This is a genomic window from Streptococcus mitis, assembly GCF_003944325.1.
GTDB classification, from domain to species: Bacteria; Bacillota; Bacilli; order Lactobacillales; family Streptococcaceae; genus Streptococcus; species Streptococcus mitis_CW.
The window spans coordinates 77,814-102,057 of the sequence record NZ_RJPX01000001.1 but is presented as its reverse complement, the minus strand read 5'-3'; the positions used below and the strand labels follow the sequence as shown (position 1 = coordinate 102,057).

Below are 24,244 nucleotides of genomic sequence, written 5' to 3'. Positions count from 1 at the left end.
CGTTTTAAAGTCCACTGTCAGCAGACAATGGATAAGGTTGCTTTTTGAAAATAATTGAGTATAAAACTATTGAAAATCACAATAAGGTCATTCATAAATAGTTACCTAAAGAAACTAAGAAAACGACTCCTAAAGAAGTCGCATTCATCGAAAATTGGATTAACAACTATCATAAAAAATGCTTGAACTACAAGTCACCCAGAAATTTTTTTGCTAACTAACTTAAAATTTAGCGTTTGTATTTGAACGACAAGTCTAACACAGATATGTTTTCTTATGCCTATAATTAGCTTTTATTTACTCAAGAAGTTCCAATTAAATTTCTTATAAAAAATCGTATAGCGATTTTGACTATTCTCGCTATGTTCATATAAAATTCCGTATTCTCCGCCACCTAAGTCTTGTAATGAATTATATGCAAATTCCCCACCTTGAATTAGATTATGCTTCAGCCAAGTTAACTCGCCATTTTTCTCAACACGTGCCAAGTGAACTAGACCATCTTTTCGTTCGCGTCCTGGTCCAGCAGCATTGCTAAGAATAATATACTCTTTCCCATCGTGCATAGTATGAATAGCTGACATTTGCACATAGGCATCTTTTACTTCTGGATAACGTTTTATTGTTTTCTCCCAAGTCACTCCACCATCTTTACTAGTAGCAACCTGAAGATCTCCAGTCAAGCCACGCATAAAGAGTTTGACATCACCATTATTTAATTGAAGAACAGTTGATTCTGTATTTTGAGCGCCGCTATTATTCATATTAGACGAGTGGATGACACTATTTCCAACATGTCGATTATCATTTGGGGCTTCTCCAGCATGCCAAGTTACTCCATGATCATCTGAGTAAATCAAACGAGAAGATTGAGAGCCACCTAAATGCGAAATATTGTTTGTGGTGTAAGCAGGTACTAATATCCGCCCCTTATGCGCACCTGTACGTAATACAATACCTGTTCCAGGACCTGTTCCAAGGAATTTCATCCAATCTTGTCGAATCCCTGGTGTGATATCTTTCGGTGCAGACCATGTTTTACCATCATCATCACTATAAGACATCCATAAATAGCTAGTATTTGCAACTCTAAAAGGATTTTTCGTACTTTGTGCAAAGTAAACATTACCAATTAAATCCTTCCCTTTATACAAATCACCTTTGTCGCTATATCCTAGTTTTTTGGGATTTACTACAACATGATAATCTGTTTTTTGATTTTTAGAATTATAAACTTCACCATTTTCACGAATTGTATAATATCCTTTTTCGCCTGTTTTATATAAAATTTGATAAGTTTTATCCCCTATACGCTCGTATGCTTTTTCAGGTTTAGCAGGCATACCGAATACTGCTTTTCCTTCTGGGAACATATCATAAACTGAAAAAATTCGTTTGGTTGTTGGATCTTGAACCAAAACCATATCAATATTTAATGGCGACGGAGCAGTTTTGTCTTTGGCATCTGGATTATCACGAAGATTAGAAATTGTTATTCTATCTCCCCACGTCTCTCCTCCGTCCTGACTTCGACGAACTACCATACCAATATCTCCCNAATCTGAGAATTGTAAACGTCTTTCATCCGCTCCGGCAATTAATGTGCCTTTATCTGTTTTTAGCAGTGCTGGAATTCGGTAAGTATTAATTCCATCTTTATTCAACCCACCATTTACACCACTTACAAAAACTTCCTTCTTCTCTGTAATTTTTGCACTTTCCGATGATTTCACTTCTAAATCCGCTACTTTAAATAATTGACTGCGTTTTCCTACTTCTTCAGACGTTAATGCACGATCATATACGGTCAGATTACGAATCCTAAGATTTGATCCCCACATTGTTTGGTTTGCTCTTCTAGTGGTTCCAATCTGAACCTGATTAACATCTGGCATATCTTGAATAAAACGACCAGATTTTATATTTGTTCCAGATAAAACTCCATTGACATATAAACGAACTTGTCCATTTGGTTGATCTGCTTTCGGTCTTTCCACCGTGAAAGTAACTGAATTCCATTGTCCAGGTTTTACTTTAAGTGGTGCATCTGAGAAACTTCCGTAAAAATGACTTCCATCAGTTCCGCGAGCCTCTACCATTGCAGTACCTTTATTAACAAACATACTGAAATATTCGTTCCTTTTCTTATCACTTGATACAGAGAAAAGATTATAGAATTGCGGAGCATTGGCATCTGGTTTAAACTCCATATGAATAGTCGCATTTCGAAGATGTTTCAACTTATCTAACGCTTCTATCAAGTCAACCCTTTGCCCATTTTCAGCATTTGTAGCAAGGTCTTCTTTTTCAAACACTGTTTCAACATTCTTCAAATCTCTAGCAAAGTAATCATGTGGAGGCAGCACAACGTCATCTGCACTTCTAGTTTTTCCTGAAAGATTCTCTGGTTTTTCTCCTCTTCCTGCATTTGATTCTACTGGAAAATTTCTAGAATTTCCCCCTTGATTAATTGGCACTTCTTCTTTCAGACTTTCCTTTTTAATTTCAACTCCATGAACAATTGTTGAAGCTAATTTACCAGAATCTACTTTTAGTATAGGTTCTGATACAGATGTTCTACTTTCTAAAGTAGTTTCAACCTTATTTACATCAATATTAGTAGTGGTTTCTTGTGCTAATACTGGTGAAATACCAGACAAGACCGAGCCGATAACTATAGAAGCAACTCCGATAGTAAATTTTCTAATACCATATCGGTTTTTACGATTAATAAAACTCTGATTCATATAACTCCTCCGACGCTTTTGCTAAGCGCTTTTTTAAAATTTTTGAATTAGTTAAAAAGTTAGCACTGGAAAGCAATTCAACTAATACGATTGCTTATTCTTGATTAATCTATGACTCTCTAAAAGTAATTATTTTATTTTCTAAAAATCTAGATTTCTCTTTATTATACAATAAAACAATATACTTTTTCTATATTAATATATAACAGATTCTATTTTCAGAAATATTTGTATACTTCTATCTTCTTTAAAAGTACTTTCAACTTCTATAACAAAAAGAGAAATAATATATTCTCCAATGTCATTAAGTCAGGACTAGACTTTCTCCTTCAATAAAGAGTGTAAACGATAACCCCTGAGCCTTTTGTTCCATATTTTTCTCTTTTCGCTTTATAATTAGCTTGAACAACTTTACTGTATCGCGTTTGGAATTTTTTGAGTATAATCTTCGACGCTCACTCGCATAGCGACTGGTTTACTTTATATGAACATAAAAGTTCAAAGAACAACTGAAGACAAATTAACTATCTTTTCGTTTATAAGTAATCATTACTCCAAGGATCGTTCCCACAAAACCAAATAAGATTGTTAGTAATGAAGAAGTCTCACCTGTATTTGGTAACTTAGACTGTTCATTATTACTTACTTTATTCTCTAATCGATTAGATTCAGAGTTTTCATTTGTAGATAACAATTTAGATGATGGAGCAATCTCCTCTGCTTTTTTATCTTTTGTAGAATTTTTAAATGGTGGATTGTCGATAGAGAATCGGAAAGTCATCGCATAAATACTAGAATTGCTAATCTCAAAAATAATCTTTCCATCTTTTTGTTCGAATTCAATAGTGTATAGGTTTCCTTCTGGATCTACAGCATAAACATTCTCAACAGACTGATCCATAGCAAAAGTAACTAGAACTTTTCCATTAGGCTGAACAGTCCTAGCAGCTGTATCCTTCAATTGAATATCAAATGCTTTATAGTTTAATGAACTTAGATCACTAACTTGAACTTCTTGAATTTGAACACCTATCACATTTTCCAATACTTCTTCTGAAGCTTGAATTTGCACACTTCCTGCTTCATTTTTGAAAATACGTTGTGAACTAGCAATTCTTGTGATAACTTGTTTCATTGTTGCTTCATTCTTACTATCTCTATTGTTATCATGCATAGGACTTGCTACCACATGCACTCCGCCTGTGAAGTTCTGTTTTTCAACTGTTGGGGCCGATTCTTCTACTATTGCCAATAAACCCTTATACTCTGGCATTTCTAGTATATGAGATTCACCTCCGTTCACTCCTCCTGCGAAATCTGGAAGGTAATGGATCTCAGCATCTGAACCATTGACCCCACCTCTAAACTCTGGCTTAGCTATGGTAGAAGCTGGAAAATCACCTAATGCAGATAGAAAGCCTCTGTACTCTGGAACTTCTGCAACAAGAGTGTCACCTCCATTCACTCCACCTGCAAAGTCTAGAAGGTGATGGACCTCAACATCTGCACCATTGACCCCACCTCTAAACTCTGGCTTAGCTACTGTAGGAGCTGGAAAATCACCTAATGTGGATAGAACACCGCTATACTCTGGAACTTCTGTAACAAGTGAGTCTCCTCCGTTCACTCCACCTGTATAGTCTGAAAGATGATAGACCTCAGCATCCGCACTATTGACTCCACCTCTAAACTCTGGTTTATCTACTATAGGGACTGGAGTGTCTCCTAATGTGGATAGAACACCGCTATACTCTGGAACTTCTGTAACAAGTGATTCGCCTCCGTTAACTCCGCCTGTAAAGTCATAATTCTCTACTGTCGGAGCTGCAAAGTCACCAGATGTACCTAAAATACCTGAATCTTCTTTTCCACTATCTTTTTTTGGATCTAATTTCCCAGCTAAATTCTTATCCGAATCCTTCTTAGAAGGTTCCACTTCTTTATCTTCCACATAGACAGGATCTTTTGGTTGACCCTCAATATAAGAACGAACCCAATCCAGCTGCTCTTTTGATAAAACTAAACCACCACTGCGACTTCCTACAACACCATTTTGGTGAACTCCAATTAAAGCACCTTTATCATTATAAAGACCACCACCAGACGCTCCAGGTTTCGTACCTCCATAGCTAATTCCCTCTATTCCAGAACCGAAGTCTGTAGTTCCTACTACTTTGCTATCTAAAACTGGACTTAGCTTGTTATCTGGAAAACCATAGACCGAAACTGAATCCCCCTCTGCAACTTTCGAAGATTGTTTTACAACCTCTACAGGAGTTACTCCTTTTACTGCTTCTTTTAACCGAACCAAGGCTAAGTCATTTTTAAATCCAAATACTGAATTTTTCTTATTCCAATAAACAATATCATCATCTGAAAAATTCACAGACTTACCATTCGGCAAAGTTGCTTTATACACTGTATTGGTACGACCAGATTTAGTAATTACTTCAGAACCTTTAACTGTTAAGAAATTATGAGCGACTGTTAACACCAAATTTGGTGCAATTAAAGTACCTGACCCCGACCCATCTGGCGTTTGAATGTGCGTTGTAGCATAGAAATTCTCTGAACCATTCGGAGCTTGTAATACCTCTTTACTAGGTACAGGTAAGTTCGATTTACCACTCAAATCGACTTTACCAACTTCAGTTCTTGCAAAATCCGAAGAAGACGTAGATGGAGGAGTTACCGAATCTACTACCGCTCTTATAATTGTATCTCCTAAAGCTAACTTACTGACATAGTCATCAGACCAAGTAGTATGACTTGCTAATTTGTTAATTGGCACTCCGTTATAAGATACCACTTTAGCTGTTGGAGAAGTTGCTATTAACTGTTTGAAGTCTGGATTTTGTCTTAAATGAAAATTCAAACCACTTCCAACAGGACCTTCCTGAACAACCTTATCTGAAATCAAAGGAGTTCCTTTAGTATCTTCCACTCGAAGTAGAACACGACCTTTTTCTTCACCTTTTACTAAAGTAGCTCGACCTTTTTCATCAAAACTATACAAAGCACCGTCAATCTCAGACTCTACATCTTTTAAAGCTATATGATTTTCATCATAGTAGTAACGGTTTGCACCATCTATATACCAACCCTTTATACCATATTTATCAATCATAGAACGAATCCAAGCTCTGTGCTTTTCCGTAAAGATAGTACCACCGCCAATACGCTCACTCTCCGGAGCGTTTGAAGTATTTGTTCCGTGCTGGTGGATACCGACTACCTCTCCCTTATCATTAAACAAAGGAGCACCTGAAAAACCTCCTAAAGCTGAGGAATGATAAGTGACTGCACCACTCTCTTTATTGATACTGCTCACAGTTGTTGAGACTGAATAAGCCTTACCATCTTTCAATCGAGCTTTATTTTCTTTACTTAAATTTGGAGTTGAAAAGTCATTAGGGTAGCCGACCATAGAGATGCTATCACCCGTAGAAACCTCTTTATCGCTCAATTCTCTTGGAGAGTCCTCACCACCTGTCATAGCTTCGACAGGTTTTTTAGTGATAACTACTGCTAAATCGTTGCTATAGTCTTTCCCAAAATTCTTCTCATCATACAAATGAATAGAGTCTTTTTCAAGAGACTCGAATACCCCTGATGTGGGTACTTTGTTACTCTTCTCTGTTTCTGAGTTCATCACAACATAACTACGAGCAGACTCTCCACCACGTAAGACCGCAGACTTATCCTCTTTGTTTTTATCATAGTAGTTATGCGCCACTGTCACCATCACATTTGGTGCAACAAATACCCCACTACCAGAAGCCGTTTGTTTTCCACTTGTTCCACTATCATAAGTGGTATAAGCCATAGCAACACCTTCTGCAGATTTACTATGAACGTCCACATCGTGAATATCACTACCGCCTTGAATGACATCAGCAGAAACAACCCCACCACCAATAACTGGTAACCCTGGTGTAGCTAAGCCAATCACTGTGGATAGTGTCAAACAACCAACCAAACCATAAGCTTTGGATTTACGAAATTTCCCTAAACCCTTTAAACATACAAACATACATTACCTCACTTTAACTTTCAAAGTTAATTTATCCAAGTATATTCTAAAAAATAAAATATTACAGTTTCCATTAGCATAACACTCTCTACTTTGATTCTTACAATAAAAATAGACATAGACTATTTTGCTACTTTACAAATGATGTTTAAGTACTGTATCTCCAAGAATATAGTTTTTTATAAGATATTATCCTAATCAGAAAACTAAGTTATACATAAAGTTATATATAAATGTTCATTTGTAGCGAAACTGTATATTTTCTTATAAATTATAACACATTTCACAGACACTTTCCAATGAATTGAAATAGCTTATACCAAACTAGATAGAAAATGAATTGTTTGACACTACAGCCCAGAAAAAAACTCATACTCAATAAAAATCAAAGAGCAAACTAGGAAGCTAGCCGCAGGCTGCTCAAGACACTGTTTTGAGGTTGCAGATAAAGCTGACGTGGTTTGAAGAGATTTTTGAAGAGTATGAATTTCAAAGTATATATGAACTAGAATATTTGCTGACTAGACTCTATACAAAAAGAGAGCTACTAGACTCTCTCATTCATCACTTCACATACTTAAAAGGAATCTCACTACCACATAGCCAATTGTAGACTTGGTCGTTGACAAAAACATTCATGGCTTCGTGGGCATACTCAGGCATGATGCGATAGGCCTTATCGCAAGTCAGGCGGTTGTAAATCGCAAACTGGGTAATAGGGTAGCAAACATCGTCGTCCAAGCCCGTAATCATCTTAACCTCACCCTTGATACGATGAGCAAGATTTTTCACATCGATATAGGCCAGGGTCGCCATGATCTCCTCCTCAGTTTCATGGAAGGGGTCGTGAAACTTGAAATAACGGAACAGTTCGTCGTAAGCCTCGCTGGTATTGCCAATCTCAAGCACTCGTCTAAAGTCTGACAAGAAGGGATAGATGGCAACTGTTTTCTGAATTCGAGGATTGAGTGCTGCTGCAACCAAAGCTAAAGCCCCTCCTTGCGAGGCACCATAGCTAGAAAGACGCTTCTCATCCACCTGAGGTAGGCTGGCCATAATCTCAACCAACTGGTAAATATCCAGATAAACATCCTTATAGAAAAGGTGTTCCCGACCTTCCACAGCCCCACGGATGATATGTCCTTTAACTGTATTTCCTATAGGAGAACGTAAGCCGTCTTGCGAATAACCTGACTGGCCCCGCACATCCATTGAAACAACACCGTAACCAGCCACAGTGAAGGCTAGCATGTCAGTCCAGTCCCAGCCACGTCCCATATAACCATGGAAATGGAAGATTAGCGGAACCTTATCCTCACACTTCGGAAGAACGACTCGTGCATAGACCTTTGCATCCTTGCTTACCTCAAATGTTATACCAGCCTAAAATCCTAGCTCATTTTTAGGATTCTAGACTGGTTTATTTTATATGAACCTAAAAGTTCAAACAGACACGATAAACAAAATTAACTGTCTTTTCGATTGTAAAAAATCATTGCTCCAAGAATCATTCCTACGAAACCAAATAAAATTGTTAATAATGAAGAAGCTTCACCTGTTTTGGGTAACATGGACTGTTCATTATTACTTACTTTATTCTCTGATTGCTTAGATCCTGAGTTTCCATTTGTAGATAACAATTTAGGTGATAGTGATAATTCCTCCTCTTTTTTAGCTTTTGTAGGATTATCAAGTGCTAAATTGTCGATAGAAAGTCGGAAAGTCATAGCATAAATACTAAAGTGGTTGGTCTCAAAAATAATCTTTCCATTTTTTTGCGTGAATTCAATAGGATGGAGATTTCCTTCTGGATCCACATAGTAAACATTTTCTACAGACTGATCTGTAGCAAAAGTAACAAGGACTTTTCCTTCAGGTTGAACATATCTGCCATTTGTATCTTTTAATTTGATATCAAATGCTTTATAGTTTAATGAATCGAAACCGCTAACTTTTACTTCCTCTATTTGTACAGTTTTAACATTTTTCAAAACTTCATCTGAAGCTTGAACTTGAACACTTCCTGCTTCATTTTTGAAAATACGTTGTGAACGAGCAAGACCTGAGATAACTTGATTAGAGTTTGCTTCATTTTTACTTTCTCCATTCTCTACTTGCTTATCAGTGGATTTCACTACTGAATCTCCTGCTGCAGCTAATGATCCTGTGTAATCTTCTATATCATGAACTGCACTAACTACTGCATTTACTCCGCCCCGATAATCCTCTTTTTCCTCAAGAAGAGCAAGTACTGAATTAACTCCGCCTGTAAACTCAGGGTACTCTACTATTGGTGCTGATTCTTCACCTACTGTAGATACAAGACCTTCATATTCTGGAAGTTCTGTAACGAGAGACTCGCCTTTTACTCCGCCTGTGAAGTCTAGCTTTTCTACTGTTGGTGCTGGCTCTTTTCCTACTGTTGCTAAGGTGCCAGTATATTCAGGAGTTTCTTCACTTACTGCAGCCTCCTCGCTACTAACTCCACCTGTAAATTCTGGAACTTCATTTGTCGCAACTTCACTTCCATTTATACCATGAGAAATCTTAGAACCAACTACTGAAACAGGTAAATTATGCATACTTTCGATAGCGCCTTCTGCTAATCCTGTAACTTTTTGACCAATATCCTCAGGATCTACTGTAAACAACAGAGTCTTGGTATCATACTGCGTCATAAACGTAGCTGTCTTACCATTTGCAAGTTGTAAAGTTGGTGCTTGATTGACCAATACTTCTGAATCAAATTCCATGGCAATAATACCTTGCCCCATATGAACTGCATGTGTAACTCTTGCTTCGGTTGGAGAAACCATATCCTTACTTAAGAAATCCCAATTGAATTTCTTATAAGACAGGGTATATTCGTTTTGGTTGTTATCTGCATGCTCATAAAGCAAACCAAATTCACCATTTCCAAGATCTTGCAAGGAATTATAAGCAAATTTACCACTTTGAATAGGGTTATGCTTAAGCCAAGTCAGCTCTCCATTTTCTTCTACACGTGCCAAATGGACTAAACCATTGTAACGTCCTGGTCCACCTGCGTTACTGAGGATGATATATTCCTTACCATTTTGCACAGTGTGAATAGCAGACATTTGAACGTAGACATCTTTGACATCTGCATAGCGCTTCACATCTTTTTCCCAAGTTGCTCCACCATCTTTACTTGTAGCAACTTGAAGATCACCTGTCAATCCACGCATGAAGAGTTTGAGATCTCCATTATTTAACTGAACTACGGTTGACTCCGTATTTTGAGCACCTGGATTATTCATGGTTGAAGAGTGAATTGTTTGGTTACCTACCGGACGGTTATCATTGACCGCTTCACCAGCGTGCCAAGTTTCACCATGGTCATCTGAATAAATGACGCGTGAAGACTGGGATCCACTTAGGTAGGATACGTTGTTTGTCGTGTAGGCAGGGATGACCAAACGCCCTTTATGAGGCCCTGAATGCAAGGCAATACCTGTACCAGGGCCAGTACCTAAGAAATGCATCCAATCCTTACGAATGCCGTATGTTATATCTTTTGGTGCAGACCAAGTTTTACCATCGTCATCACTATAAGACATCCAGAGATAGTTGGTATTTGAAACCCTAAAGATATTCTTGTCACTATACTCAAAGTAGATATTACCGATAAGTTCTTCACCTTTGTAAAGGTCACCCTTATCACTGTATGCTGGCTTCTTAGGATCCACTACAACTCGATATTCTGTTTTTCTATTTTCAGGATCGAAAACTTCACCATTTTCACGAATTGTATAACGTCCTGCATCACCTTGTTTGTACAAGATTTGGTAAACCTTGTCACCAATTTGCTCATAAGCTTGTGGTGCTTTTCCTGGAAGAGAAAATACAGCCTTACCTTCAAGGAACATATCATAGATGGCAAAGATTCGCTTCGTCTTTGGATCTTGAACTAGGGCCATGTCAATGTTGACTGGTGATGGCCATTCTGGATTCCTAGCCTTCTCATTATCACGAGGATTTGAGATAACAATTCTATTTCCCCAAGTTTTCCCCTTATCATCACTACGACGAACAACCATACCGATGTCACCCCAGTCAGAGTGATGCAAGCGTCTTTCATCAGTTCCAGCAATCAGAGTTCCCTTATCAGTTTTAAGTAGGGCTGGAATACGGTAGCTTGCAATACCATCTTTATTCGGCTTGCGGTTCTCCCCACCTTCAAAAACATCCAGTTTAGCAGTTACTTCTGCTCCTTCAGGAAGTTTCTTTTCCAACTCTCCTCTTTCAAAAAGTTGGCTACGTTTTTTAACTTCTTCTGGAGAAAGAGCACGATCATAAACAGTTAGATTACGGACTTTAAGATTAGCGCCCCAGAAGTTTTTGCCTGTACGCTTTGTTGTACCGATTTGCACATGGTTGACATCTGGCATGTCTTGGATGAAACGACCAGACTGAGGACTTGTGCGCGACAAGACACCATTTACATAGACACGAACTTGACCTTTTGGTTGGTCTGCATTTGGTCTTTCAACTGTGAAGGTTACAGAGTTCCACTCACCTGGCTTAATTTTCAAAGGAGCAGTTTTATAATCACCATAGAATTGGTTTCCATTTGCATCACGACCTTCAACGATAGCTGTGTTATCAAGGATGGCCATAGTGAAATACTCATTTACTTTGGTATCACTAGAAACTGAGAAAAGGTTGTAAAAACGTGGAGCAGATGCATCTGGCTTAAACTCCATATGAATGGTCGCATTTTGAAGTTTTTTAAGCTTATCGAGTTCCTCTTTCATATCAACTCTTTGACCGTTTGAAGGATTAGTTTCTACATCTTCTTTTTCTACTACAGTGTTGACATTTTTTAACTCTCTAGCATAATAATCTCGAGGAATCATGCCCTCTTCTTCTTTATCTTGATCCTTGTTACTTGCTTCTGTAGTTGCAGAATCTGTTTCTGGTTTATCAGCAGGAGCTGGTGTATTTTCAGCTGCAGGTTTATTTGTTGGAGTTGTCGCATTTGTTGGAGTTGTCGTCTCTGCTTCAGTAGTCTCATTTTTCTTTAACTTATCCTGATCAACTTCCACACCATTGTCTTTCGCTGTAGCCAGTTTTCCAGCTAGTTCACTATCTAAATGAGCAAGACTTCCTGAAGAAACTTCTTTTGGTAATTCTGATAAACCTTGATTATTATTTTCAGCAGCAGTTACAGTTGAATTTCCTTGTTCATTTGCCAATACAGGATTTACTCCAAACACTACTGCACCAATAGTTACAGAAGCTACACCCACTGCAAATTTACGAATGCCATATCTTTGTTTTCTATCAAAATTCTTTTGATTCATCTTTCTACCTTTCAATTTCACAAAAAATAAAGCGCTTTCTTTTTGCTTTAAAATTTTTACTCCCCATCATAGGAAGACACAAGAAAGCAATTAATAAACGAGAGCTGCTCTCCTTCTCTCTTTCAACATTTAGCTAGCTACAATCCAAACAGTAGCTCTTTCACTCCTTTCCTAGACACTTTTTCTTTATTATATAATAAAGTCATAGATTTATCTTGAGCTTGCCATAGAATAGATTTTACTTTCAGCAATATTTTAATATTTTAATATTTTTAAAAGTACTTTCAACATTTATAACAAAAAGAGAGCTACTAGACTCTCTCATTCATCACTTCACATACTTAAAAGGAATCTCACTACCACATAGCCAATTGTAGACTTGATCATTGACAAAAACATTCATGGCTTCATGGGCATACTCAGGCATGATGCGATAGGCTTTATCGCAGGTGAGACGGTTGTAAATCGCAAACTGGGTAATAGGATAGCAAACATCATCGTCCAAGCCCGTAATCATCTTAACCTCACCCTTGATACGATGGGCAAGATTTTTCACATCGATATAGGCAAGGGTCTCCATGATTTCCTCCTCAGTTTCATGGAAGGGGTCGTGAAACTTGAAATAACGGAAAAGTTCGTCGTAAGCCTCGCTAGTATTACCAATCTCAAGCACTCGTCTAAAGTCTGACAAGAAGGGATAGATGGCAACTGTTTTCTGAATCCGAGGATTGAGTGCTGCTGCAACCAAAGCTAAAGCCCCTCCTTGTGAGGCACCATAGCTAGAAAGTCGCTTCTCATCCACCTGAGGTAGGCTGGCCATAATCTCAATCAACTGGTAAATATCCAGATAAACATCCTTATAGAAAAGGTGTTCCCGACCTTCCACAGCCCCACGGATGATATGTCCTTTAACTGTATTTCCTATAGGAGAACGCAAGCCGTCTTGTGAATAGCCCGACTGCCCCCGCACATCCATGGAAACAACGCCGTAACCAGCTACGGTGAATGCCAACATGTCGGTCCAGTCCCAGCCACGTCCCATATAACCATGGAAATGGAAGATTAGAGGAACTTTTTCCTCACTCTTTGGAAGAACGACGCGCGCATAGACCTTACCTTTATTGCTTCCTTCAAAGGTTAATTCATAGCACTTGACTTGAGGAATGTGGAAATTTCTTTCCTCCAACTGATAGGCTGGAAGATTGGAAACTTTTTTCACTTCTTCATCCCAGAAAGCATCAAAGTCTTCTGGAACCTCGTCCCGTCCTCTATAAGTCTTGATTTCTTCTAACAAAGCTGGATTTTTCATAATATGCTCCTTTTATTTTGTGATCGCTATCACAACTGTAGCACATATAAGAAATCAATGCAAGAAAGAAGGGTAAATAGAAAGAGATTTTAGATTCTCTATTTTTGGGTTGATGGACTGAAAGTAGTTTTAGAAACGAAAAAAGAGCATTTCCGCCCTTTATTCTCCTATTCAATCTTAGTTTTTTGCTTCTTTCTTTTGGAAAGTGGTTTGGTAATTCACTTTAATCGTTACTGTCATGTGAGAGTCCTCGTTTCTTTTTGATGACTCTAGTATAAAGGGCAAACCTGAAAGCTAGCTTAATACTCTTCGAAAATCTCTTCAAACCACGTCAGCGTCGCCTTACCGTACTCAAGTACAGCTTGCGGCTAGCTTCCTAGTTTGCTCTTTGATTTTCATTGAGTATAAGATTTCCTTAGAGAAAGCTCAATCTAGATGTTCTTTCTTTTCCAAATGAAGGGCAATCATGCGCCACTCTGGATCCTCTTGCCAGCCTTCAATAGAACTAATGTAGCTAGCAACTTTTCTGGCTTCTTCTAAAATCGGAAAATCTTCGATAATATTAGCTACTTGGAACTCTGGGAGACCTGACTGTCTGGTTCCAAAAATCTCACCCGATCCGCGCATTTTCAGATCTTCCTCCGCAAGGACAAATCCATTAGTGGTTTCTGTCATGATGCGCATGCGGTCTTTCCCAGAATCAGTCTTGGGATTAGCAACGAGAACAGCATAGGATTGCTTGTCCCCCCGACCAACACGACCTCTGAGCTGGTGAAGCTGGCTAAGCCCGAAGCGATCGGCATCCATGATAATCATGACCGTGGCATTAGGAACATTGACCCCAACCTCGATAACTGTCGTCGAAACCAGAATATCCGTCTTTCTCTCTTTGAAATCCTGCATAATCTGGTCTTTTTCGTCACTCTTCATTTTACCATGTAAAAGAGCCACCTCTGCCTTACCAGCAAAATGAGCCGTCAGCTCCTCTGATAAGGCAATGGCATTTTTCAAATCCAGAGCCTCTGATTCTTCAATCAAGGGAGAGATGACATAGGCTTGAGAACCTTTTTGGATTTCCCCCTCTAACCAAGTCAAGACCTGAGCTAGTTGCTCATGCTTGATCCAACGTGTCACAATGGGTTTCCGACCCGCAGGCATCTGGTCGATAATGGAAACATCCATATCGCCAAAGGCTGTGATAGCAAGCGTCCGTGGGATAGGAGTCGCCGTCATCATGAGTACATCTGGATTGTCTCCTTTTTCCCGTAAAATACGCCTTTGCCCCACGCCAAAACGGTGCTGCTCATCGATGATAATCAAACCAAGACGAGCATAATCCACCCCATCTTGTATCAGAGCGTGGGTTCCGATAATCAAATCAGCCTCACCCTTGGCAATGGTGTCCAAGACTTCTCTTTTTTCTGCCGACTTCAAGGAACCTGTCAAAAGAGCTAATTTCAAGTCTGGAAAAAGGTTCTGTAAACTCTCAAAATGTTGCTCTGCAAGGATTTCTGTCGGTACCATGAGGGCAGCCTGATAACCAGCTGTCACCGCCGCAAACATGGCCAAGCCAGCGACCACCGTTTTTCCGCTCCCCACATCCCCTTGTAGGAGACGATTCATGTGGTGATCCGACTTCATGTCAGTTAAAATTTCCTGCAAACTCTTTTCCTGAGCTGGGGTCAGGGCAAAAGGCAGACTTTCTTTAACAGCCGTCACTTTTTCCTGAGACCAATTCAGAACCAAACCGCTTCCCTGAACTCTATTTTCAGACTTGAGGGTCTGCAATTGCATTTGGAAATAAAAGAGTTCCTCAAACTTGATACGGCGAAGGGCCTGCTTGTATTCTGCCAAATCCTTGGGGAAATGCATAGCACGAACGGCCTGACAACGGGACATGAGTTTGTATTTGTCCAGCAAGGACTGGGGAAGATTTTCCTCAATCAAGAAATCCAGTCCCTGATCAAAGGCTGTCTTGATAACCTTGACCAGACTGGCCTGACTGATTCCTTGAGCCAAGCGATAGACAGGTTGGAGGTCATCTTCCACCTGAGCCAGGACCTTCATCCCTGTCAGACTAGCCTTGGCACGGTCCCATTTTCCAAATACAGCAAGGGTCGCTCCCAACTCTATCTTATCAGCCAGATAGGGCTGGTTAAAAAAATTCACCGCAAAAACGACTTCTCCCTGCTTGAGGCTAAAACGCAGGCGATTGCGCTTGAAACCATAATACTGGACACTGGCAGGAGTCACAACTTGACCAGAAAGAACCGCCTTTTCTCCGTCTTCTAGTTCCAATACTTGCTTGGTCTTGAAATCTTCATAACGGAAAGGAAAGTAGAGCAAGAGGTCTTGCAAGTTTTCAATTCCTAGTTTGGCGTATTTTTCTGCTGACTTTGGTCCCACACCAGGTAAGACATGCAAGGGTTGATGTAGATTCATGCTCCACTCCTTTCTTCTTTAATCATATTCTCTCGGAATGCGATCGCTGAGGAGACAAACCACCTCGTAGTTAATAGTCCCACGGTAGGTCGCTACCTGAGTAGCTGTGATTTCCTTGTCCCCGTTAGAACCAATTAAGGTTACCTTTGTTCCTAAGGGATAAAGCTTAGGCAGACGAATGGTGATTTGGTCCATCGAAACCCTGCCGACGATTGGGCAAGATTGCCCATCTACCAAGACGGAGAAATTCTGCATGTCACGTGTCCAACCATCCGCATAGCCGATTGGCACGGTCGCGATGGCTTGCTCGCTATCCGCCTGATAGGTGGCTCCGTAGCCCATGCAAGCTCCAGCTGGAACTGTCTTGACATGGACTAGAGCGGACTCCAAGGTCAAGGCTGGTGTCAAATCATAGGGCAAGTCCAAGACCTCTCCACTAGGATTCAGGCCATACATGGCATCTCCCATACGAACCGCATTGAAAATAGTCTCTGCATGCCAAAGAGTCGTTGCAGAATTACTAGCATGAACCAAGTTTGGAAGACCTTTCATACTTTCCAAAATGGTTTTAAACCGTTTCAACTGGGCATTAAAATAGGTATCTGATGCTTCATCTGCAGTAGCAAAGTGGGTAAAAATCCCTTCAACACGAGCACCATGTTGTCTGAGCAAGTCTTGAGCCTGCTCAGCCTCACTTGCTTCTCTAAAACCAATCCGTCCCATTCCTGAATCAATCTTGAGGTGGACTGTCAAACCAGCTAAATCAGCTTCCTTAACTAAGAGTGCTTGAATCCACTCCAGCCCAGCCACTGTCAAGGTAATGTCATATTCTTTAGCAAGAGCAACAGCTTCGATTTCAGAAACTCCTAAAATAAGGATTTTCTTCCTGAGTCCAGCTTGTCTGAGTTCAATAGCTTCATCGATATTGGAAACGCAAAAGCCATCGACATCATCTTGAATCGCCTTGGCAACGGCAACAGCCCCATGTCCATAGGCATTGGCCTTGACCACAGCCCACTTGAGCGTTCCTTCAGGTATATGAGCCCCCATTTGCTGAATATTTTGTCGAATAGCTCCCAGATGAATCCGAGCCTTGGTTGGTCTATGTGGACTAGCTTTCATGATTTTCCTCCAAAATGACACTGGCTGTCACAAACTGATCTGTATGGCTGATAGACAGCCAAATCCTTCCTAAAAATGGTGCCTGACTAAAATAAGGCGCCCCGCGTTCATTGTTCAAGACTTCCAAATCCTGAAAACCGAGCTTGCCAATACCCGTTCCCATAGCCTTGGAAAAGGCCTCCTTAGCCGACCAGCGGCCAGCCAAATATTCTATTTGCCTGCGCCCTTTAAGACTGTTAAACCGTTCCATTTCCTTAGCGGTCAGCACGCGCTTAGCAAATCCTTCATGTCGTGTAACTGCGCTTTCTATCGAAGCCAATTCTTCGATGTCAATTCCGTGTCCAACTATCATTCTCATCAAAAGGAGTTGAGATTCCCCAACTCCATCCTTTTCACTTATTTTGTCAAGGTAGCATAGATTTCTTCTACCAAGGCCTCTGTATTTTCCCAACCCAAGCAAGGATCTGTAATAGAGCAACCAAAGACCTCTGGTTGGTTTTGACGACCATCTGCTAGGTAAGATTCAATCATAAAGCCTCGAACTATCTTTTTAATCTTCTCATTCCAATCACGATTCTGCAAGGTCTTACGAACCACTCGAATCTGCTCCATATATTGCTTGCCTGAGTTATCATGGTTGGTATCAATGAGGATAAAAGGATTTTCAAGTCCCAGGGTTTCATAGCGTTCAATGGCATTCAGCAAAGTTTCATAGTAAAAGTTAGGCTCATTTTTCCCATATTCATTAACTGCACCACGAAGGATAACGTGGGCCAAGGGATTTCCTGAAGTCTCAACTTCTTGACCATGGAAGAGGAAGGTCTGTTTGTTCTGAGCGGCATAGATGCCATTAAACATGACACCCAGATTTCCAGAGGTTGGATTTTTCATCCCGACTGGGGCATCAATCCCTGAAGCCACAAAACGGTGCTCTTGGTCTTCCACAGAACGAGCCCCAACAGCATGGTAGCTGACCAAATCATCTACCAAGACCAGATTTGACGGATAAAGCATCTCGTCTGCCGTTGTCAAACCAGTCTCTGTAATCACGCGGTAGTGCAACTGGCGCACAGCCTGCAAGCCGTTAATCAGGCTTGGAGCCTTAGAAGTATCTGGCTGGTGTACCAAGCCTTTATAGCCGTCTCCGTTGGTGCGAGGTTTAGCTGTATAAACACGTATAACCATGAAAATCTTGTCCGCCACCTTCTTCTGCAAGGCTGATAAACGGCGGGCATATTCCAAGACAGCCTCTTCATTGTCAGACGAACAAGGACCAATCACCAAAAGAATTCTATCATCTTCTCCTGAAATGATATCTGCTAATTCTCTATCACGACGTTCCTTTAATCGCAAAGCTTCCGCAGACAATTGGGTTTCCGCCTTGATTGCTTCAATATCGATTTCTTGACCTTTTTCAATAAATGCCATCTTATTCTCCTAGCGTTTGGTAGATTTCTCTGACAAGGGCTTCCGTATTATCCCAGCCTAGGCAAGGGTCCGTGATAGACTTGCCAAATACTTCTGGTTCGTTTTGACGGCCGTCTTCTAGATAAGACTCAATCATAAAGCCACGAACGTACTGCTTAATTTTTTCATTCCAATCACGGTTAATCAAGGTCTGGCGGACAATTCGAATCTGGTCCATGTATTGCTTACCAGAGTTGTCATGATTGGTATCGACGATGATAAAAGGATTTTCCAAGCCCATTTTCTCATACTGGGCAATAGTATCCATCAAATTATCATAGTAGTAGTTGGGAATATTCTTACCATACTCATTGGTCGCTCCACGGAGAATGGCGTGCGAAAGCGGGTTTCCAGTTGTTTCCACTTCTTTTCCTAGGAAAAGGAAACTTTGTTTGTTTTGAGCAGCATAAATCCCATTAAACATGACATTGAGATTTCCTGAAGTTGGATTTTTAAAACCAGTCGCAAAATCTGCTCCACTTGCTACAAAGCGGTGTTGCTGGTCTTCAACCGAACGGGCACCAACCGCCATGTAAGAAATCAGATCATCCACAAGAGGAAGATTTTCAGGATAAAGCATTTCATCAGCTGTCGTCATACCTGTTTCCGTGATGACACGATAGTGAAGATGGCGAACAGCTTTGATTCCGTTGATAAGACTAGGCGCTTCTGCCGTGTTAGGCTGGTGAATCAATCCCTTATAGCCATCTCCGTTGGTACGAGGTTTGGCAGTATAAACACGCATAACCATAAAGATACGGTCTGCCACTTCTTCTTGCAAAGCTGCCAAACGCTTAGCGTACTCAAGGACAGCTTCTTCATTGTCAGATGAGCATGGACCGATTACCAAGAGAATCCGTTGGTCTTCTCCACGTATAATGGCTTCTAGCTCTTGATCGCGCTGTGATTTTCTCTCCAAAGCTTGGCCTTCTAATTTTGATAAGGCACAAACTTCTTCAATATTAATTTTAGGACTTTTTGCTGTAAATACCATAACTCATCTCCTTATAAAGCAAACGGATACCAAGTAAAAATTTACTTTTCACAAGGTATCCGCCTCTAAACTATCTCATTTTATTTTCTTTTACCGTGACAGTTTTTAAACTTCTTACCAGAACCACATGGGCAAAGTTCATTCCGTCCAATCTGGCTCAAATCCAAATCTTCAGGCATATTTGCTTGGTGGGCAGCGATATTGCGAGTCGCTGTTGTACTGATATGGTGTTCTGCTTGTGGTCTTTCTTGTTCATGAATTTGTGCTTTCATCATCAAACGTGTCACATCAAACTCAATCGAACCAATCATATCATTAAACATACGGAAACCTTCTGCCTGATACTCAACAACAGGGTTGTTCTGAGCATAGCCACGAAGTCCAACCGCGTTACGCAATTGATCAAGGGCATCGATATGATCTGTCCACTTGTTATCTACCACTCGTAGAATCAAGACTTTTTGGAATTCTTTGACTGCTTCTTCATCACGTAGTTTTGAAACCTGACTATCGTAAACTTGCAAGGCACGTTGGAAGAGCTCTTCCTTAATAGCCTGATCAGACAAACCTAACAAGTCTTCCATCGTAATAGAATCTTCAGGAAGCAAGTTATACTTAGCAAAGTTCAAAATAGCTTCTAATTTTTCGTCCTGTTTTGAACGCGCATGACCATCAACGACACGACCAATCGTACGTTTAATCATAGCCTGAATTTCAGGTGCCAAGTCACGATCTGCAGTGATGACATCATAACGTTGAGCATAGATAATCTCACGTTGTTCACGCATGACATCATCGTATTGAAGGACTTGTTTACGGGTATCGTAGTTATTTCCTTCGACACGTTTTTGTGCTGCTTCAACCTGACGCGTCAACATACGAGACTCAATCGCCTCTTCAGACATGTTGAGACGTTCAAAAATTCCTTTCAAGCGTTCAGAACCAAAACGTTTCATCAAATCATCTTCAAGAGATAGGTAGAATTGTGACTCACCTGGGTCTCCTTGACGACCTGAACGTCCACGAAGCTGATTATCGATACGACGGCTTTCATGGCGTTCTGTACCAATCACACAAAGTCCACCAAGTTCACGAACCCCTTCACCAAGCTTGATGTCGGTACCACGACCGGCCATGTTGGTTGCGATGGTAACAGCACCACGTTGACCAGCATTCATGATGATTTGGGCTTCTTTATAGTGGTTTTTGGCGTTCAAGACTTCGTGAGGAACACCAGCTGCGACCAATTTCTTAGAAATATAATCACTGGTTTCAACCGCAACTGTACCAACCAAGACAGGCTGACCTTTTTGATAACGAGCCTTAACGTCTTCGACAACCGCCTTAAACTTAGCCTCGATACTTGCATAAAGAAGGTCTGAGTGGTCAATACGTTGAACAGGACGGTTTGTTGGGATGGGAATAACACGAATGTTGTAAATTTCACGGAATTCTTCTTCCTCAGTCTTACCTGTACCCGTCATACCAGACAATTTCTTATACATACGGAAGAGGTTTTGGTAAGTGATTGAGGCAGATGTCTTAGTTTCATCCTGAATTGGCACACCTTCTTTAGCTTCAATAGCTTGGTGCAAGCCATCAGAATAACGACGACCTTCCATGGTACGACCTGTAAATTGGTCGACGATCAAGATTTCTTGCTCTTCGCTCACCACATAGTCAATATCGAGAAGCATGATGTAGTTGGCACGAAGGGCGTTATCGATAAAGTGAGTAAGAGCTACGTTTTCGATGTCATAAAGATTTTCAAGCTTGAAATAGCTTTCAGCCTTGTCAATCCCTGAATCAGACAAACCAATAGTCTTAGACTGCACATCGATGATGTAGTCGTCTTTGTCCAAAGATTTTACATAGTGGTCTGCCATGTGATACAACTGACTGGTTTCAACAGCGTTAGCACCTGATACGATCAATGGTGTACGCGCCTCGTCAATCAAGATTGAGTCAACCTCATCGACCAAGGCATAGTTAAGCGGACGTTGTACCATGTTTTCAGCACGAACGACCATGTTATCACGTAGGTAATCAAATCCGATTTCTGAGTTAGTTGAATAAGTAATATCACACTCATAGGCTTCTTTTTTCTCCATTGGAGATTTGGCGGCCAAGTTAATCCCTACTGACAAACCAAGCCATGAGTACAATTCACCCATCTCAGTCGCGTCACGTTCTGACAGGTATTCATTGACCGTAACTACGTGGACCCCTTTTCCTGAAAGGGCGTTGAGGTATACGGGCATGGTCGCAGTCAAGGTTTTCCCTTCCCCTGTACGCATTTCTGGCACGTCACCATGGTGAAGAACGATCCCTCCCATGACCTGAACCTTATATGGGAAGAGACCTAGGACACGTTTGGCACCCTCACGGACAACCGCAAATGCTTCATAAAGCAATGAATCCAGTGATTCTCCATTTTGATAACGTTCTTTAAATTCAACTGTTTTTGCTTTTAGTTGGTCATCTGTCAAAGCAGCCATTTGGTCTTCGTATTTGAAAACCTTGTCGGCCATCTTTTCCAGACGACGGATTTCTCCTTTATCATTTTCGATAATTGTTTTTAAAATATTAGCCATGTTTTTCCTTACTTTAAATTCCGAATATTTTAGAATGTTCTTTTAATTTTAGCACAATTACTGATTATTTTCAAGGAAGAATCCCCATTTTGAAAAGGAAAAAGAGGCTAGTTTCCAAGCTAACCTCTCTGACTTTTATGATACTTTAATTGCCAAAAATCGGCAAAATCGCAAATAGGATAAATAGATTAATCCAAAGAGAAAAACAGCAGATCAATCCAAAAACAAAGAGACTGACTTTCTTGGACAGCAAGGCCATCAAAATCGACAGAATTCCAAAAACTAGCAAGACTTTCTGTATGCTGAAGAGGTCAATCTTTCCCCCCAGAATCGGACTGCCCCAAGGAAGAAAGAAGAAAGCAATCCAGATCAACAGAACTAAACCAATATAGACCTTAGAATAGCGTGTAATAAATGATTTTAGACGTGTCATAAGCTACCTCCTATAAATAAAAACCGATATAAATCAATGCCTTCCGCCTTTAGACTTCCCTAACTCCTTTCTTAGTCTAAGCATTTTTTTGAAACAGAAATAAGTTAACCTATTCATACCAATAGCTAGCAGAATAAAAAGAAACCAAATGCCCCATAACTTGATATCTGTCACATTTCTCAAGACGATATTGAAAAACAGAACTGAAACAACTGTCCAAGCAAGGCTAAAAAGAGAATAGAGGGGGATATAAAACCAGTAAAAATAGTAAAAAATTGGGAAAAATTTACTATCTCTATTGGCCTTTTCAATCCAGCTGAAAAAGTAAAACCAGGGAAATAGGATTATCAATTTAAACAAATGTTTCATCACCAGCCCCCCTCTATTTGATAGCGTTTTCTTTACCTTCATTCTATCAAAAAAATCTGGAAATATCATTCCAGATTCTACTTTTTTATTTACGTTTTCTTGCGATGAGATGGATTGGTGTTCCTTCAAAGACAAAGGCCTTGCGGATTTGATTTTCCAAGAAACGCAGGTAAGAAAAGTGCATGAGTTCTTCTTCGTTGACAAAGATGACAAAGGTTGGTGGTTTGGTTGCCACTTGGGTCGCGTAGAAAATCTTGAGGCGTTTCCCTTTGTCTGTTGGTGTTGGGTTGATGGCAATGGCATCCATAATCACATCGTTCAAGACAGCTGATGGAATACGTGTGTTTTGACTCTCGCTGATTTGCTTGATCATCTCAGGCAGTTTGTGGAGACGTTGCTTGGTCAAAGCTGATACAAAGATAATCGGTGCGTAAGGCAGGTATTGGAACTGCTCACGAATATCTTCTTCCCAGTTTTTCATAGTGTGGTTGTCTTTTTCAAGTGTATCCCACTTGTTGACCACGATAATCATCCCTTTACCAGCTTCATGGGCAAAACCTGCGATACGCTTATCGTATTCACGAATGCCTTCTTCCGCATTGATGACCATTAAGACCACATCTGAACGGTCAATAGCACGCATGGCACGCATGACAGAGTATTTCTCAGTATTTTCATAAACCTTACCAGACTTACGCATACCAGCCGTATCAATCATGGTAAACTCTTGACCATCTGAATCTGTAAAGTGGGTATCAATAGCGTCACGTGTTGTTCCAGCAACAGGACTAGCAATGACACGGTCTTCTCCCAAAATAGCGTTAATCAAGCTTGATTTTCCGACGTTAGGACGACCAATCAAGCTAAACTTAATGACATCTGGATTTTCTTCTTCATATTCATTTGGAAGATTTTCTACGATGGCGTCTAGCACATCCCCTGTACCGATACCATGGACAGATGAGATAGGCAGTGGTTCACCCAAACCGAGAGCATAGAAATCATAGATATCATTTCGCATTTCAGGGTTGTCCACCTTGTTAACCGCAAGGATAACTGGTTTGTGGGTTTTATAAAGTTTGCGGGCTACGTATTCGTCTGCATCGGTAATTCCTTCCTTACCAGACACGACAAATACGATAACATCTGCTTCTTCCATGGCAATTTCTGCCTGGTGCTTGATTTGTTCCATGAAAGGAGCATCGACATCATCGATTCCTCCTGTATCAATCATGCTAAAAGAACGATTGAGCCACTCACCCGTTGCATAGATACGGTCACGTGTCACTCCTTCGACATCTTCTACAATGGAGATTCGCTCACCAGCGATCCGATTAAATAGGGTTGATTTCCCAACATTGGGACGTCCTACAATGGCAATAGTTGGTAGGGCCATAATTTCTCACT

At 40.4% G+C, this 24,244-nt stretch carries 12 protein-coding genes and 3 pseudogenes; 1 reads left to right on the top strand and 14 read right to left on the bottom strand.

Annotated features, from left to right (window positions below; all coding sequences use genetic code 11):
• Positions 1 to 71: 71 nt before the first annotated feature.
• Positions 72 to 246, top strand: a pseudogene (locus D8787_RS00520) (IS30 family transposase); the annotation flags it as partial.
• 50 nt (positions 247 to 296) lie between these two features.
• Here D8787_RS00520 and D8787_RS00515 read toward each other — a convergent pair.
• From D8787_RS00515 to der, 14 genes and pseudogenes are all read right to left on the bottom strand, one after another.
• Positions 297 to 2,747: pseudogene (locus tag D8787_RS00515) on the bottom strand (sialidase domain-containing protein); the annotation flags it as partial.
• A 520-nt stretch (positions 2,748 to 3,267) separates the two neighbouring features.
• The gene (locus tag D8787_RS00510) at positions 3,268 to 6,780 is read right to left on the bottom strand and encodes an SIALI-17 repeat-containing surface protein (protein ID WP_125420065.1); all 3,513 of its coding nucleotides are present in this window, start codon (positions 6,778 to 6,780) and stop codon (positions 3,268 to 3,270) included.
• Between the two features lie 564 nt (positions 6,781 to 7,344).
• A pseudogene (locus tag D8787_RS00500) lies at positions 7,345 to 8,157 on the bottom strand (acetylxylan esterase); the annotation flags it as partial.
• An 89-nt stretch (positions 8,158 to 8,246) separates the two neighbouring features.
• Complete coding sequence (locus D8787_RS00495; protein WP_125420063.1) at positions 8,247 to 12,107, bottom strand: SIALI-17 repeat-containing surface protein; 3,861 nt, start codon at positions 12,105 to 12,107, stop codon at positions 8,247 to 8,249.
• Between the two features lie 328 nt (positions 12,108 to 12,435).
• Positions 12,436 to 13,416 carry an acetylxylan esterase gene (locus D8787_RS00490; RefSeq protein WP_125420061.1) on the bottom strand — a complete coding sequence of 327 codons (981 nt, stop codon included), beginning with the start codon at positions 13,414 to 13,416 and terminating at the stop codon, positions 12,436 to 12,438.
• 426 nt (positions 13,417 to 13,842) lie between these two features.
• Positions 13,843 to 15,858 carry an ATP-dependent DNA helicase RecG gene (gene recG / locus D8787_RS00480; RefSeq protein ID WP_125420059.1) on the bottom strand — a complete coding sequence of 672 codons (2,016 nt, stop codon included), beginning with the start codon at positions 15,856 to 15,858 and terminating at the stop codon, positions 13,843 to 13,845.
• An 18-nt stretch (positions 15,859 to 15,876) separates the two neighbouring features.
• Complete coding sequence (gene alr, locus D8787_RS00475) at positions 15,877 to 16,980, bottom strand: alanine racemase (protein WP_125420057.1); 1,104 nt, start codon at positions 16,978 to 16,980, stop codon at positions 15,877 to 15,879.
• A complete protein-coding gene (acpS, locus tag D8787_RS00470) occupies positions 16,970 to 17,332 on the bottom strand; it encodes a holo-ACP synthase (RefSeq protein ID WP_061759278.1) in 363 nt (120 codons plus the stop codon). Before acpS ends, alr begins: the two co-directional genes overlap by 11 nt.
• Before the next feature lie 44 nt (positions 17,333 to 17,376).
• Positions 17,377 to 18,408 carry a 3-deoxy-7-phosphoheptulonate synthase gene (locus tag D8787_RS00465; protein WP_125420055.1) on the bottom strand — a complete coding sequence of 344 codons (1,032 nt, stop codon included), beginning with the start codon at positions 18,406 to 18,408 and terminating at the stop codon, positions 17,377 to 17,379.
• Between the two features lies 1 nt (position 18,409).
• Positions 18,410 to 19,441, bottom strand: a complete 1,032-nt coding sequence (locus tag D8787_RS00460) for a 3-deoxy-7-phosphoheptulonate synthase (protein WP_125420053.1) — start codon at positions 19,439 to 19,441, stop codon at positions 18,410 to 18,412.
• A gap of 80 nt (positions 19,442 to 19,521) precedes the next feature.
• Positions 19,522 to 22,035: a preprotein translocase subunit SecA gene (gene secA, locus D8787_RS00455; protein WP_102211329.1), complete on the bottom strand. Its 2,514-nt coding sequence runs from the start codon at positions 22,033 to 22,035 to the stop codon at positions 19,522 to 19,524.
• A 145-nt stretch (positions 22,036 to 22,180) separates the two neighbouring features.
• Positions 22,181 to 22,468 (bottom strand): hypothetical protein, encoded by a 288-nt coding sequence (locus tag D8787_RS00450; protein WP_000197495.1) that lies wholly within the window; start codon positions 22,466 to 22,468, stop codon positions 22,181 to 22,183.
• 33 nt (positions 22,469 to 22,501) lie between these two features.
• Positions 22,502 to 22,837 (bottom strand): hypothetical protein, encoded by a 336-nt coding sequence (locus tag D8787_RS00445; RefSeq protein ID WP_125420198.1) that lies wholly within the window; start codon positions 22,835 to 22,837, stop codon positions 22,502 to 22,504.
• Between the two features lie 85 nt (positions 22,838 to 22,922).
• Positions 22,923 to 24,233, bottom strand: coding sequence for a ribosome biogenesis GTPase Der (der, locus tag D8787_RS00440; RefSeq protein ID WP_125420051.1), 1,311 nt, complete (start codon positions 24,231 to 24,233; stop codon positions 22,923 to 22,925).
• Positions 24,234 to 24,244: the final 11 nt, after the last annotated feature.

Bases quoted from the DNA above. Each gene is read 5' to 3' on its own strand.
- D8787_RS00510 (WP_125420065.1), bottom strand. From the start codon at position 6,780: ATGTTTGTATGTTTAAAGGGTTTAGGGAAATTTCGTAAATCCAAAGCT.
- D8787_RS00460 (WP_125420053.1), bottom strand. From the start codon at position 19,441: ATGGTATTTACAGCAAAAAGTCCTAAAATTAATATTGAAGAAGTTTGT.
- acpS (WP_061759278.1), bottom strand. From the start codon at position 17,332: ATGATAGTTGGACACGGAATTGACATCGAAGAATTGGCTTCGATAGAA.
- alr (WP_125420057.1), bottom strand. From the start codon at position 16,980: ATGAAAGCTAGTCCACATAGACCAACCAAGGCTCGGATTCATCTGGGA.
- der (WP_125420051.1), bottom strand. From the start codon at position 24,233: ATGGCCCTACCAACTATTGCCATTGTAGGACGTCCCAATGTTGGGAAA.
- D8787_RS00490 (WP_125420061.1), bottom strand. From the start codon at position 13,416: ATGAAAAATCCAGCTTTGTTAGAAGAAATCAAGACTTATAGAGGACGG.
- secA (WP_102211329.1), bottom strand. From the start codon at position 22,035: ATGGCTAATATTTTAAAAACAATTATCGAAAATGATAAAGGAGAAATC.
- D8787_RS00465 (WP_125420055.1), bottom strand. From the start codon at position 18,408: ATGGCATTTATTGAAAAAGGTCAAGAAATCGATATTGAAGCAATCAAG.
- D8787_RS00450 (WP_000197495.1), bottom strand. From the start codon at position 22,468: ATGACACGTCTAAAATCATTTATTACACGCTATTCTAAGGTCTATATT.
- D8787_RS00495 (WP_125420063.1), bottom strand. From the start codon at position 12,107: ATGAATCAAAAGAATTTTGATAGAAAACAAAGATATGGCATTCGTAAA.
- D8787_RS00445 (WP_125420198.1), bottom strand. From the start codon at position 22,837: ATGAAACATTTGTTTAAATTGATAATCCTATTTCCCTGGTTTTACTTT.
- recG (WP_125420059.1), bottom strand. From the start codon at position 15,858: ATGAATCTACATCAACCCTTGCATGTCTTACCTGGTGTGGGACCAAAG.